The organism is Stenotrophomonas sp. YJH_SMC_14-1 (assembly GCF_059372275.1).
In genome coordinates, this window is sequence record NZ_JCAFVK010000008.1 from 79,113 (window position 1) to 92,692 (window position 13,580).

Annotated in this window: 14 protein-coding genes; all 14 read left to right on the forward strand. The window is 68.4% G+C overall.

Annotated features, from left to right (window positions below; all coding sequences use genetic code 11):
• Positions 1-9 precede the first annotated feature (9 nt).
• The 14 genes from AC5P9P_RS16510 (at position 10) to AC5P9P_RS16575 (ending at position 13,578) form a co-directional block, all read left to right on the forward strand.
• Entirely contained in the window at positions 10-1,407 is a 1,398-nt protein-coding gene (locus AC5P9P_RS16510; protein ID WP_288418896.1) for a cytochrome ubiquinol oxidase subunit I, read from the forward strand.
• 1 nt (position 1,408) lies between these two features.
• On the forward strand, positions 1,409-2,422 hold the full coding sequence (gene cydB, locus AC5P9P_RS16515) for a cytochrome d ubiquinol oxidase subunit II (RefSeq protein WP_005414876.1): 1,014 nt from the start codon (positions 1,409-1,411) through the stop codon (positions 2,420-2,422).
• Between the two features lie 217 nt (positions 2,423-2,639).
• On the forward strand, positions 2,640-3,383 hold the full coding sequence (locus AC5P9P_RS16520) for a beta-ketoacyl synthase chain length factor (RefSeq protein WP_043034440.1): 744 nt from the start codon (positions 2,640-2,642) through the stop codon (positions 3,381-3,383).
• Positions 3,376-4,173, forward strand: a complete 798-nt coding sequence (locus AC5P9P_RS16525) for a lysophospholipid acyltransferase family protein (protein ID WP_005414875.1) — start codon at positions 3,376-3,378, stop codon at positions 4,171-4,173. Before AC5P9P_RS16520 ends, AC5P9P_RS16525 begins: the two co-directional genes overlap by 8 nt.
• Positions 4,160-4,417 (forward strand): phosphopantetheine-binding protein, encoded by a 258-nt coding sequence (locus AC5P9P_RS16530; protein ID WP_005411610.1) that lies wholly within the window; start codon positions 4,160-4,162, stop codon positions 4,415-4,417. Before AC5P9P_RS16525 ends, AC5P9P_RS16530 begins: the two co-directional genes overlap by 14 nt.
• Before the next feature lie 17 nt (positions 4,418-4,434).
• Positions 4,435-4,692: an acyl carrier protein gene (locus AC5P9P_RS16535; RefSeq protein ID WP_005411609.1), complete on the forward strand. Its 258-nt coding sequence runs from the start codon at positions 4,435-4,437 to the stop codon at positions 4,690-4,692.
• A gap of 22 nt (positions 4,693-4,714) precedes the next feature.
• Positions 4,715-5,266, forward strand: coding sequence for a COG4648 family protein (locus tag AC5P9P_RS16540; RefSeq protein WP_005414874.1), 552 nt, complete (start codon positions 4,715-4,717; stop codon positions 5,264-5,266).
• Positions 5,259-6,944, forward strand: a complete 1,686-nt coding sequence (locus AC5P9P_RS16545; protein WP_329772527.1) for an ApeI family dehydratase — start codon at positions 5,259-5,261, stop codon at positions 6,942-6,944. The genes AC5P9P_RS16540 and AC5P9P_RS16545 overlap by 8 nt, the downstream gene beginning before the upstream one ends.
• Positions 6,934-7,704, forward strand: a complete 771-nt coding sequence (locus tag AC5P9P_RS16550) for a glycosyltransferase family 2 protein (protein WP_111109179.1) — start codon at positions 6,934-6,936, stop codon at positions 7,702-7,704. The genes AC5P9P_RS16545 and AC5P9P_RS16550 overlap by 11 nt, the downstream gene beginning before the upstream one ends.
• A 1-nt stretch (position 7,705) precedes the next feature.
• Positions 7,706-8,647 carry a lysophospholipid acyltransferase family protein gene (locus tag AC5P9P_RS16555; RefSeq protein ID WP_033833818.1) on the forward strand — a complete coding sequence of 314 codons (942 nt, stop codon included), beginning with the start codon at positions 7,706-7,708 and terminating at the stop codon, positions 8,645-8,647.
• The gene (locus AC5P9P_RS16560; RefSeq protein WP_495232967.1) at positions 8,637-10,187 is read left to right on the forward strand and encodes an HAL/PAL/TAL family ammonia-lyase; all 1,551 of its coding nucleotides are present in this window, start codon (positions 8,637-8,639) and stop codon (positions 10,185-10,187) included. Before AC5P9P_RS16555 ends, AC5P9P_RS16560 begins: the two co-directional genes overlap by 11 nt.
• Positions 10,174-10,605 carry an acyl-CoA thioesterase gene (locus tag AC5P9P_RS16565; protein WP_005411603.1) on the forward strand — a complete coding sequence of 144 codons (432 nt, stop codon included), beginning with the start codon at positions 10,174-10,176 and terminating at the stop codon, positions 10,603-10,605. The genes AC5P9P_RS16560 and AC5P9P_RS16565 overlap by 14 nt, the downstream gene beginning before the upstream one ends.
• A complete protein-coding gene (locus AC5P9P_RS16570; protein WP_495232968.1) occupies positions 10,602-11,231 on the forward strand; it encodes an outer membrane lipoprotein carrier protein LolA in 630 nt (209 codons plus the stop codon). Before AC5P9P_RS16565 ends, AC5P9P_RS16570 begins: the two co-directional genes overlap by 4 nt.
• Positions 11,203-13,578, forward strand: a complete 2,376-nt coding sequence (locus AC5P9P_RS16575; RefSeq protein WP_495232969.1) for an MMPL family transporter — start codon at positions 11,203-11,205, stop codon at positions 13,576-13,578. The genes AC5P9P_RS16570 and AC5P9P_RS16575 overlap by 29 nt, the downstream gene beginning before the upstream one ends.
• The last annotated feature ends 2 nt before the right edge of the window (positions 13,579-13,580 follow it).

The window sequence follows — 13,580 nt, forward strand, 5'->3', positions numbered from 1 at the left end:
AGGCGTCCCTTGGACGCGTTGTTGTTGTCCCGGATCCAGTTCGGATTCGTCATCAGTTTCCATGTGCTGTTCCCCGCCTTCACCATTGGCACGGCCAGCTGGCTGGCCTTCATCGAATGGCGCTGGCTGCGCACGAAGTTGCCCGTGTGGCGCGAGCTGTATTTCTTCTGGCAGAAGATCTTCGCGGTGTCGTTCGGCATGGGCGTGGTCAGCGGCATCGTCATGGCCTTCCAGTTCGGAACCAACTGGCCACGGCTGAGCGAGGTGGCCGGCACGGTCATCGGCCCGTTGCTGACCTACGAAGTGCTGACCGCGTTCTTCCTGGAAGCCAGCTTCCTCGGCGTGATGATGTTCGGCTGGGGCCGCGTCTCGCCGCGCCTGCATTTCCTGTCCACCTGCATGGTGGCGCTGGGCACGCTGTTCTCCACGTTCTGGATCCTGTCGTCCAACAGCTGGCTGCATACGCCGGCCGGCTACGAGATGGTCAACGGCGTGGTGCATCCGGTGGACTGGTGGCAGGTGGTGTTCAACCCCTCGTTCCCCTATCGCCTGGCGCACATGGCGCTGGGTTCGTTCATCACCACCTGTTTCGTGATCGGTGGCGTCGGTGCGTGGTACCTGCGCAAGGGCACGCATGTGGAAGCGGGCCGGCGCATGCTGGTGGCAGCGGTGGCGTTCGCGGCACTGACCGTGCCGGTGCAGATTTTCGTCGGCGACATGCATGGCCTGAACACGCTCAAGCACCAGCCGATGAAGATCGCGGCGATGGAAGCGCACTGGCATGAAACCAAGGAGGGCGAGGGCGTACCGCTGGTGGTGTTCGCGCTGCCGAACGAGAAGGAAGAGCGGAATGATTTCGAAGTTGCCATTCCGAAGCTGGGCAGCGTGATCCTCACCCACAGCCTGGACGGTACCTTCGACCCGCTGACCTCGGTACCCTCCAGCGAGCGGCCGCCGGTGACGCCGGTGTTCTTCGCCTTCCGGATCATGGTCGGGCTGGGCACGCTGATGCTGCTGCTGGCCTGGGTGTCGGCGTTCCAGCTGTGGCGGAAGAAGCTGCTCGATTCGCCGTGGCTGCTGCGCGGCTGGAACTGGCTGCTGCCCAGCGGCTTCATCGCGCTGCTGTCCGGGTGGTTCGTCACCGAGATGGGCCGCCAGCCGTGGGTGGTGTATGGCGTGCTGCGCACTGCTGATGCGGTCGGCCCGCAGAGCGCGTGGATGACCGCGCTGTCGCTGGCGGTCTACGTCGTTGGCTACGCCTTCGTGTTCGGCTGGGGCATCTGGTACCTGGTGAAGATCCTGCGCCACGGACCGCGGCCACATGATGATGGGCCGTCGCTGGACCACGGCAGCCACACCCCGGCACGCCCGCTGTCGGCGGCCGACGAACCGCTGGAGGAGCGCTGACATGGACCTGATGACCTGGCTGCCGGTGGCGTGGTTTGCGGTGATCGGCTTCGGCGTGCTGATGTATGTGGTGCTGGATGGCTTCGTGCTCGGTATCGGCATCCTGGCCCCGTTCGCCGAGGACGAGGAGCAGCTGGACCTGATGATGAACACCGCCGCGCCGATCTGGGACGGCAACGAGACCTGGCTGGTACTGGGCGGCGCCGGGCTGCTGGCGGCGTTCCCGAAGGCCTATGCGGTGTTGTTGTCGGCGCTGTACCTGCCGGTGCTGCTGCTGGTGGTGGCGCTGGTGTTCCGCGGCGTGGCGTTCGAGTTCCGCTTCAAGGCACACCGGTCGCGCCGGCTGTGGAGCGTGGCGTTCGGACTCGGTTCGCTGCTGGCCACGTTTGCCCAGGGCGTGATCCTGGGCACCCTGGTGCAGGGCATCCCGCTGGTGGACGGTGTCTATCAGGGCGGGCCGTTCGCCTGGTTCAGCCCGTTCGCGATGCTGACCGGTGCTGCGCTGGTGGCCGGCTATGCACTGCTGGGCAGCACCTGGCTGATCCTGAAGACCGAAGGCCGCGTGCAGGCGCTGGCACGGCAGATGACCCGGCCGCTGGTGGTGGCGGTGATCGCAGCGATGGGCCTGGTCAGCAGCTGGCTGCCGTTCCTCGATTCGCGGCTGATGGCCCGCTGGTTCAGCGACGGCAACTTCTGGTGGCTGTCGCCGGTGCCGCTGTTGACCCTGGCGGTGGCCGCCGCGCTGTGGCGCAGTGCGACCCATCCGCGCCGCGACCTGCCGCCGTTCCTGCTCAGCCTGGCGCTGTTCGTGCTTGGTTTCCTTGGCCTGGTGCTGGGCATGTGGCCGTACCTGCTGCCGCCGTCGATGACCCTGTGGCAGGCCGCCGCGCCGGCCTCCTCGCTGGGCTTCACCCTGGTCGGGCTGGTCATTCTGCTGCCGGTCATCCTGGGCTATACGGCGTGGTCGTACCGGGTGTTCCGCGGCAAGGTGCACGCCGACACCGGTTACCACTGATGGGTTGAAGGCGGGGCCCGCCGGTGCCGGGCCCCGTGTTGGGGAATGTGAAACCTGCACACCCCGGGCGGGACGTGCTAGCGTGCGCTCCTTTCCGGCAGCCAGGGGGGCAGCCGGCGACGTCCTGGACGGACGCACGGCTGCAGGAATGGGGGGCCGCCGCGCGTCGCCGTAATGGCTCGTGCCTATCGTTCTCCCGTTGAAGCACCAACGCTAAATGATTGAATTCTCCATCGTCGACTGGGCCGCGTGGGCGCCCGGCCTGAGCGAGCGTAGCCAGTGGCTGGGCTGGGCCGAAGCGCCGTACCTGCCGCACGGCGGGGATACGCCGGCACTGGCAGAGGTTCCGGCAATGCAACGCCGTCGCATCGAGCGGTTGGGCCGCATGGCGATCCAGACCGCGTGCTGGTGCGAGGACGGGCAGGGGGCCGACAGCGACGTGCCGCTGGTGTTCGCCAGCCGCCATGGCGACGTCGCACGTTCGATGGACCTGCTGGGGGCGCTGGTCGGCGACCAGCCGTTGTCGCCCACCGGATTTGGTCTGTCGGTGCACAACGCGATCGCCGCGCTGTATTCAATCGCCCGCGGCCATCGCGGCAACTACCTGGCATTGGCGGCTGGCCAGGCAACGGTCGAAGCCGCGTGCCTGGAGGCCGTCGGCCTGCTTGCCGATGGCGCCCGCGAGGTACGGGTGGTGGTCTACGAGTCGCCGCTCCCGGAGGTTTACGCGACGTTCGCCGACGAACCCGACCCGTTCTTCGCCTGGTGCTGGCGTTTGACCGCGCCAGCAGGGGGCCGGCCGACGCTGGCGCTGCAGTGGCAGCCGGCCGACGGCCAGGCCAGCACTGTACCCGGCCTGCTGCCGCACGCGCTGGACCTGCATCGCTTCCTGTTGTCCGGCGCGCCAGCGCTGGAGCACGTGGCCCATGGCCAGCGCTGGCGCTGGGGCCGCCGTGAGTGAGCTGCCGCGCCGCCTCGACCACGCCTGGCGGGTGTTTGGCACCGGCCTGAGCTTTGTTGCGTTTGGCCTGGGCGGGCTGCTGCTCGGCGTCCTGGTGATGCCGGTACTGCTGCTGATGCGGGACCCGGTGGCCCGTCGCCGGCGCGCCCGGCGCGTGGTCCAGGTCGCGTTCGCCAGCCATCTGCGGCTGATGCGCGGGCTTGGGGTGATGACCTACGAGATCGAGGGTGGTGAACGCCTGCAGCGTGACGGCCTGCTGGTGCTGGCCAACCACCCGACCCTGATCGACGTGGTCTGCCTGATCTCGCTGCTTCCCAACGCCGACTGCGTGGTCAAGCGGGCCGTGGCCTGCAACCCGTTCATGCGCGGTCCGGTACGGGCCGCCGGCTACATCTCCAATGACGATGGCGCCGGCCTGGTCGATGACTGCGTGGCCGCGGTGCATGCCGGCGGCACCCTGGTCATCTTCCCGGAGGGCACCCGCAGCGTGCCCGGGCAGCCGCCGCGCCTGCAGCGCGGGGCCGCCAACATCGCCGTACGGGGCCGCATCGACGTCACCCCGGTGCGGATCACCTGCAGCCCGCCAACCCTGACCAAGGGACAGAAGTGGTATCGTGTCCCCTCACGTCGCTTTCACGTTCGGCTGCAGATCGGCGAAGATATCCCGATCGCGCCTTTCTTGGCCGAAGACGACTCGCCAAGGGGGGATGCCTTGGCGGCACGCCGCGTTACCGAGCACCTTTCTCGTTATTTCGACCTGTCTGGAGAGCCGCCCCGTGCAAGCACTTGAGCACGAGATCAAGGAATTGATCATTTCCTCCCTTTCGCTGGAGGACATCACGCCGGAGGACATCGATCCGACCGCGCCGCTGTTCGTCGAGGGCCTCGGCCTGGATTCGATCGACGCGCTGGAGTTGGGCCTGGCGCTGCAGAAGAAGTACGGTGTCAGCCTCTCGGCCGATTCGGAAGAAACCCGTCGCCATTTCTCCAGCGTGCGCGCGCTCGGCGAGTTCGTCGCCGCCCGCCAGTCGTAACGGCGCCAGGAATTGCCATGACCAAGAATGAACTGTTCGAACGCATCGTCAGCATCCTGACCGACAGCTTCGAGATCGAAACCGCCCGGATCACCCCCGAGGCACGCCTGTACGACGACCTGGATATCGACAGCATCGATGCGGTCGACCTGATCGTGCAGCTCAAGCCGCTGCTGGGCCGCAACCTGCAGCCGGAAGCGTTCAAGGCCGTGCGCACCGTGCAGGACATCGTCGATGTCGTGCATGGGTTGCTGCCGGACCAGGCAGCCGCCTGACCGCAGCGCCGGCGGCTCCGCCATGGCACGCGCACGCACGGTCGTGGTGGCCGCGATCTCGCTGGCCTACCCGGTGCTGGTGTACCTGGCGATGGGCCGTTTCGAGCCACGCTGGCTGTCGCTGCTGCTGTTCACCCTGGCCCTGCTGCGTGCGCTGAGTACGCGCCAGCCGCTGTGGTGGGCCGCCGCTGCGGGAACCGGCCTGCTGGCCGTGTTGGCCACCGTGCTGAACCAGGCCCTGCCGCTGAAGCTGTATCCGGCGCTGGTCAACATGGTGATGCTGGCGGTGTTCGGCACCAGCCTGCGCTTCGGCCCGCCGCTGGTGGAACGCCTGGCGCGGTTGCAGGAGCCGGACCTGCCGGCGTTCGCGGTGGCCTATACCCGCCGCGTCACCCAGGTGTGGTGTGGCTTCTTCGTTCTCAACGGCAGCCTGGCCCTGCTGACCGCGCTTTACGCGTCGGACCGGGTCTGGATGCTCTACAACGGATTGTTGGCGTACGTGATGATGGGCGTGTTGTTTGCAGGTGAGTGGCTGGTGCGGCGTCGGGTCAAGGCAGCGCACGCGCATGGCTGAGTGGATTGCCCTGGACCGGCTGCTGGTGGACCCGCAGCCGCAGCGCAGCATCGGCGTGTGCGATGGCGAGGTGATCGACCATGCCCGCTTCCGCCAGCGGGTACTGGCCTGGCGTGCGGCCTTTGCTGCTGCCGATGGCCGTGACTGGGCCCTGTACTTCGATGATGCGGTGGCCTTCGCTGCTGCGCTGTTCGGCGCCTGGCATGCCGGCAAGCGGGTGTTTCTGGCTGCCGACAACCTGCCGGCCACGCTGCAGGCGCTGCAGCCACAGGTGAGCGGTTTCGCCGGCGATGTTTCCGCCGACTACCGAGCGCTGGTTGCCCCCACCGTTGGCGTGGACGGCGAACTGCAGGTGCTGGACGAGCGCGCCTGCGAGCTGTGCGTGTTCACCTCCGGCAGCACGGGCCAGCCCAGTGCGATCAACAAGCGCGTGGACCAGCTGGCGCGCGAGGTGGATGCGCTGCAGGCTGCGTTCGGCGCGCAGCTGGAAGGCGTGCAGGTGCATGGCACGGTGTCCCACCAGCACATCTACGGCCTGCTGTTCCGGGTGCTGTGGCCGCTGGCCGCCGGCCGCCTGATCCATCCGCGCCGGTTCTTCCACGAAGACCTGGTGGGCGCGCTGGCCGGTACCGACACGGTGCTGGTGGCGACGCCAGCCCACCTCAAGCGCCTGCCCGAGCAGCTCGACTGGGCCGGCCTGCACGGCCGCCTGCGCGCGGTGTTCTCCTCCGGTGGCCCGCTGCCCGAAGAAGCCGCACGCCAGGTACGGCAATGGCTGGGCGTGGCACCGACCGAGGTTTACGGCAGCAGCGAAACCGGGGGTATCGCCTGGCGCCGCTGGGATACCGACCTGCCGCCGTGGCAGCCGTTGCCGGGCGTGCAGTGGCGCATCGAGGATGGCTGCCTGGCCGTCGCCTCGGCGCATCTGGAAACCCTCGACTGGTGGCGCACCCAGGACCGCGTGGAAGCGTTGGCCGATGGCCGCTTCCGCCTGCTGGGCCGTGCCGACCGCATCGTCAAGATCGAGGAGCGCCGCGTTTCGCTGGATGCGCTGGAACGCGCGCTGCGCGAAGACACCGAAGTGGACGATGTGAGAGTACTGGTCCTGCCGGGACAGCGTGAGCAGCTGGCAGCGGTGGTGGTACCGGCCAACCTGGCGCTGCTGGAGGGCGGTGACGCCGCGCGCCGCGCGCTGGGCCAGCGCCTTGGCGCGCGCCTGGCACAGGCGCATGACGCGGTCACCCGGCCGCGCCGCTGGCGCCTGGTGAAGGCGCTGCCGATCAATGCACAGGGCAAGGTCACCCAGGCGGCACTGGCGGCGCTGTTCCAGCCGCTCATGCCGGTGCCGGTCTGGGATCACCGCGATGCTGCCAGCGCTACGTTGCGCATGACCCTCGACCCGGCGCTGCGGCCGTTCCAGGGCCACTTCCCGCAGGCGGCGATCCTGCCCGGCGTGGCGCAGCTGGACTGGGCCGTGCGTTTTGGCCGCCAGGCGTTCAGCATGCCGGCCGGATTCCTGCGCATGGATGCGGTGAAGTTCCAGCACGTGGCCCGCCCGGGCGATGAGCTGACCCTGCAGCTGGACTGGGATGCCACGCGCAATGTGCTGGCCTTCCGCTACACCTCCAGCCACGGCGTGCATGCCAGCGGCAAGGTGGTTTTCGCCGATGCGGACTGACCCGGCCGTTGCCGGTGCCGCGTTCGCGCCACTGGTGGTGATTCCCGTCTATGACCACGAGCACGCCATCGCGGCGGTGGTCGAAGGCGTGCAGGCCGCCGGGCTGCCGTGCCTGCTGGTCGACGATGGCTCGCATGAAGCGTGCGCGACGGTGCTGCGTTCGCTGGCACAGCGCCAGGGCGTCGACCTGCTGCGCCTGAACATCAACCAGGGCAAGGGTGGGGCGATGCTGGCCGGCTTTGCCGAGGCCGCTGCGCGTGGCTACAGCCACGTGCTGCAGATCGATGCCGACGGCCAGCACGATACCGCCGACCTGCCGCGTTTCGTCGAGGCGGCGCGTGCGCACCCGGGTGCGGTGATCTGCGGCATTCCGGCCTACGACGCCAGTGTTCCCAAGGCGCGCCTGTATGGCCGCTACGCGACCCACATCTGGGTCTGGATCAACACGCTGTCGCTGCACCTGCGCGACACCATGTGCGGCTTCCGCGTGTATCCGCTGCCGCCGGTGCTGCGCCTGGTCGGTGAAGAGACCATCGGCCGCCGCATGGATTTCGATACCGAGGTGATGGTGCGCCTGTACTGGCGGCAGCTGCCGGTCGAGCACCTGGCCACGCGCGTGACCTATCCTGCCGATGGCGTGTCGCACTTCGATGTGTGGCGCGACAACGTGCGCATCAGCCGCATGCACACCCGCCTGTTCTTCGGCATGCTCTGGCGCGCGCCGCGCCTGCTGTGGCGCCGCCTGCGCGGGCAGGGTTGAGATGGCGACCGGACCGCACGCTCCGCACTGGGCCGACATCGGCGAATCCACGTCGGTTGCCGGCGTGCTGTTCCTGTGCTGGGTGCACCGCTGGTTCGGGCGCTGGCCATTCCGCCTGTGCGTGTGGCCGGTGGTGGCCTGCCATTGGTTGGGCAACCGTGTCGGCCGCCAGGCCTCGATGCAGTACCTGCAGCGCCTGCAGGCACACAGCGGCGTGCTCGGCCGTGCGCCGACCCGGCGCGACAGCCTGCGCCATTTCTTCGCCTTCGCCGACACGATGCTGGACAAGATCCTCGGCCTCGGCGGGCGCTACCCCGCCGAACGCATCCACTTGCATCGCGACCTGGTACTGCAGAAGATAGCGCGCCGCGAAGGCGGGCTGATCCTGACCGCGCACATCGGCTGCCTGGAACTGTGCCAGGTGCTGGCCGAACAGGTGCCGGGGTTCCGCATCACCGTGCTGGTGCACACCGCGCATGCGCAGCGCTTCAACCGCCTGCTGCAACGGCTGGACCCGCTGGCGGCGGTGGAACTGGTGCAGGTAACCGAAATGGGCCCGGCCACGGCAGTGATGCTGGCCGAGCGCGTCGCGGCGGGGGGCTTCGTCGCCATCGTCGGCGACCGCACGCCGGTGCAGGGCGGACGCAGCGTCACCGCCGATTTCCTTGGCCACCGCGCCCCGTTCCCGATCGGTGCCTATGTGCTCGCCGCCGCACTGGGCTGCCCGGTCTACACCATGGCCTGCCTGCACCAGGGCGAGGGCTACCGCGTGGCATTCGAACAGTTCGCCGAACGCATCGTGCTGCCGCGCGGCTCACGCGATGCGGCACTGGCCGAACAGGCACAGCGCTTCGCGCGCTGGCTGGAACTCCAGGTCATCCAGTCCCCGTTGGACTGGTTCAATTTCTTCCCTTTCTGGGATCAGGCTCCGCATGACGACTGACGCCGTACCCGTGTGCCGCTTTGGCGATGCACCGTTGACCATCGAAGACGTGGTTTCCCTGGCCCAGCGCCAGTGCGAGGCCGCACTGAGCGACGCGCCGGCATTCCGCGCCCACATCCAGCGTGGTGCCGACTTCCTCGACCGCCTGCTGCGCGAGGATGGCGTGATCTACGGTGTGACCACCGGCTATGGCGATTCGTGCACGGTGAACATCCCACCGGCACTGGTGGCTGAACTGCCGCACCACCTGTACACCTATCATGGCTGCGGCCTGGGCCGTTACCTGGACCCGGTCGAGACCCGTGCGGTGCTTGCGGCGCGCCTGGCCTCTCTGGTGCGCGGCATGTCCGGTGTAAGCCTGCCGCTGCTGGAAGGCCTGGCCACGCTGCTGCAGCACAACGTGCTGCCGATGATTCCGGCCGAAGGCTCGGTCGGTGCCAGTGGCGACCTGACGCCGCTGTCCTACGTGGCGGCGGTGCTGTGCGGCGAGCGCGAGGTGCTGCACGACGGCCGCGTGCAGCCGGCGGCGGACGTGCTGGCGAAGATCGGCATGACCCCGCTGAAGCTGCGGCCGAAGGAAGGCCTGGCGATCATGAACGGCACCGCGGTGATGACCGGCCTGGCCTGCCTGGCCTGGCAGCGCGCCGACTACCTGGCACGCATGGCTACGCGCCTGACCGCGTTCAACGTGCTGGCCAGCGACGGCAACGCGCACCACTTCGACGAAACCCTGTTCGCCGCCAAGCCGCACCCGGGCCAGGGCCGCATCGCCGCGCGCCTGCGCAGCGACCTGCACAGCGAGCGCCAGCCGCGCAATGAACAGCGCCTGCAGGATCGCTACTCGCTGCGCTGCGCACCGCATGTGATCGGCGTGCTGGAGGACAGCCTGCCGTTCCTGCGCCAGCTGATCGAGACCGAACTGAACAGCGCCAACGACAACCCGCTGATCGACGCCGACGGCGAGCGCATCCTGCATGGTGGCCACTTCTACGGGGGCCACATCGCGCTGGCGATGGACACCCTGAAGAACACCGTGGCCAACGTTGCCGATCTGCTCGACCGGCAGCTGGCGCTGGTGGTGGACGCCCGTTACAACCATGGCCTGCCGGCCAACCTGTCGGCGGCCACCGGTCCGCGCGCGGCCATCAACCATGGGCTGAAGGCACTGCAGATCAGCGTGTCGGCCTGGACTGCCGAAGCGCTGAAGCAGACCATGCCGGCCAGCGTGTTCTCGCGTTCCACCGAGTGCCACAACCAGGACAAGGTCAGCATGGGCACCATCGCCGCGCGCGACTGCCTGCGCGTGATCGAGCTGACCGAACAGGTGGTGGCGGCAATGCTGATCACCGCGCGCCAGGGCCTGGCCCTGCGTGAACGGGTTGGCCTGAATGCGCAGCTGCATGGCAGTCTGGCCGACATGTACGCCGACCTGGGGCAACGCATCGCCCTGGTCGAGGAAGACCGCGCGCTGGATCGCGAACTGCGGGAACTGCTGGTGGAGATCCGCGCGCAACGTTGGGAGCTGTATGCCGGTGAATGAGGCCATTGAACGGGTTGGCGAGATTGCGTTGACCCCCGCCTTCCATGACTGCGATCCGATGAACGTGGTCTGGCATGGCAACTACTTCAAGTACTTCGAGATCGCGCGCTGCGCGCTGCTCGGCCGCTACGACTACGACTACCCGCAGATGCTCGAATCAGGCTACCTGTGGCCGGTGGTCGATGCGCGGGTGAAGTACGTGCGCCCGCTGCTGTTCAACCAGGCGCTGCGCGTGGTCGCGCGCATCGTTGAATGGGAGAACCGGCTGAAGATCGAGTACGAAATCCTCGATGCGGAAAGCGGCCAGGTGCTGACCCGGGCGATGACCATTCAGGTCGCGGTGGACGCGGCCAGCAAGGAAATGCTGTACCAGTGCCCGCCGGTACTGTGGGAACGCCTGGGAGTGCCTGCGCCATGAACCGAGCGAACCGTTTCGCGCGTGCGCTGCTGTGCGCGCTGCTGCTGGTGGCCGCACCACTGGTGCAGGCGGCCGACCCCGCCGTCGATGCGATTACCCAGGCGGTGGCGCGGCCGGATGTGCTGCGTGGCCAGTTCAGCCAGGAAAAGCAGGTGAGTGGCTTCAGGAACTCGCTGCGCTCGCAGGGCCGGTTCGTGGTCGCGCGCCAGCACGGCGTGATCTGGACCACGCTCAAGCCGTTCCCCTCGGAAGTAGTGGTCACCGCCGACCGCATCCTCAGCCGGCAGCGTGATGGCAGCACCCGCGTCGAACTGGACGCGCGGCAGCAGCCGGCGATGCGTTCAGTGAATGCGATCATGTTCGCGTTGATGAGTGGCGACGTGCAGGCACTGTCCAGCCAGTTCAACGTGGCGGCCAGCCGTGAAGGGCAGGGCTGGCGGCTGCGCCTGACGCCGAAGTCGGCGATGCTGGCCAAGGCCTTCGAATCGCTGACCCTGCAGGGCGACCGCTACGTGCGCCAGGTCGAGATCGTCGAGGCCAACAAGGACCGCACGCAGATCCAGTTCAGCGCGTTGAGCGAGGCGCCGGCGACGCTCAATGCCGACGAGGCCCGCCGCTTTGAGTGAGGCCGTGGCATCGAACGCACCGGACCGGTTGCGGCGCTGGTGGCACTGGCTGGGCATTGCCTGGCTGCTGGTGCTGCTGGCGCTGGGCGCACAGCAGTGGCAGCTGTGGAGCCAGCAATCGCGGATCGACACCGACATCCTCGCCCTGCTGCCGCAGGATGCGCACGACCGCCTGTTGAGCGACGTCACCCGGCGCATTGCCGATGGCAGTTCGCGGCAGGTCGTGGTGCTGCTCGGCAGCAAGGACAGCGCGGCTGCCAAGCGCGCGCAGGCGGCCTTTGCGGCGGCCATGGCCAAGGATGCCGACCACGCCTTGCTGGTACCCAGCGGCTCGATCGAAGGCTGGTTTGACGAGGCGCGCGTGTTCTACGCGCCGTACCGCGACCGCCTGCTGACACCGGCCCAGCGCGAGCAGTTGGAGGGCAGCGAACCGGGCGTGTTGGCCGAGCAGGCGCTGGCTGCGCTGTATGGCCCGATGGGCGCGCCGCGATTGACTGAATGGCGCCAGGATCCGTTGTCGCTGTGGCCGCAGTGGTGGCAGCAGCAGGCGCAGGGTTCGGGCCTGCGGTTGGGCGATGACGGCCTGCTTGAAGCCGAGGGCAGGCATTGGGCCGTGCTGCAGTTCGATACGCCCGGCTCGGCGTTCCAGCTGGATGGCGAGCGCCACCTCGATGGCCTGCTGGAACGTGCCGGGCAGGCCGCCACGGCGGCGGCGCCTGAGCTTGAAATCCTGCATGCCGGCGTGCCGCTGCATGCCGAGGCCGCCGCGGTGCAGGCCAACCAGGAGATCAACACCATCGGTTGGGGGTCGCTGGCGGCGGTGCTGCTGCTCGTGTGGCTGGCATTCCGCTCGCTGCGCCCGATCCTGCTGGTGGCCGCCTCGCTGCTGATCGGCTGTGGCGTGGCGCTGGCGGTGACCGTGCTGGTGTTCGGCAAGGTGCACGTGCTGACCCTGGTGTTTGGTGCGTCGCTGGTGGGTGTGGCCGAGGATTACGGCATTCACTGGTTCGCCTCGCGCCAGGCCGAACCGGCCGATCGTCGCTGGAAACTGCTGCGGCATCTGCTGCCCGGCCTGTGGCTGGCCCTGTTGACCAGTGCGCTGGCCTACCTGGCATTGGGCCTGGCCCCGTTCCCCGGCCTGCGCCAGATGGCGCTGTTCTCGGTGGTGGGCCTGGCCGCAGCTTTCCTCACGGTGATCTTCTGGTTCCCGTGGCTCGACGGTGGCGAGATCCGCCAGACCCGCTTCTCGCAGTGGCTGGGCAATACGCTGGAGCGCTTCCCGCGCCTGCATGGCCGCCGCGCGGTGACGATGTTCGTGGTGATCACGCTGGCGCTGTCTGCCATCGGCATCGCGCGCCTGCAGAGCAACGACGACCTGCGCAGCCTGCAGTCGTCACCGCCGGCGTTGATGGCGCAGCAGATCCGCCTGAGCCAGTTGCTGGGCATGCCCAGCCCGGCGCAGTTCTACCTGGTGCAGGGTGCCGATGCCGCGCAGCTGCTGCAGCGCGAGGAAGCACTGACCGAGCGCCTGCGTGTATTGGCCACCGACAAGCGCATTGGTGGCTATCGCGCGATCAGCGATTGGCTGCCGTCGCCGGCGCGCCAGCAGGCCGATGCCGCGCTGACCGCGAAGGTGGAACCCGGCGTGCTGTCGGCCGTGTCCGAGGCGGTGGGCGAGCCGCTGCAGCGACCGCAGTTCGCCGCCGCGCCGCTCACCGCCGAAGCCTTCCTGGCCTCGCCGGCCTCGCAGCCGTTCCGCCACCTGTGGGTGGGTGAAGTCGGTGGGCAGATGATCAGCGTGGTGATGGTCGATGACCTGTCGCGCGCCGATGCCCTGGCCACGCTGGAGGGTGCCGCCGAAGGCCTGCCCGGCGTTCGCTGGGTAGACCGCACCTCCGATTTCTCCAAGCTGCTGGGCCACTACCGCAAGCTGATGGGCGGGCTGCTGCTGGTCGGCATCGCACTGGTGTTCGGTGCGCTGTGGCTGCGCTACCGCCGCCAGGCCTGGCGCGTATTTGCCCCCACCCTGATTGCCGGCGCACTGACCCTGGGCCTGCTGGGCCTGTTCGGCCAGCCGCTGCAGCTGTTCAACGTGCTGGCGCTGATGCTGCTGCTGGGCATGGGCATCGACTACGGCATCTTCCTGATCGAACACCGTGGCGATGCCAGCGCATGGCTGGCGGTCTGCGTGGGTGCGGCCAGCACCTGGCTGTCGTTCGGCCTGCTGGGCCTGTCGCAGACCCCGGCGCTGCGCGCGTTCGGCCTGACCCTGCTGTTCGGCATCGGCCTGGTCTGGCTGATCTCGCCACTGTTCCGGCCGCCACCGCATGACCTGCCGCCGGCCTGAGT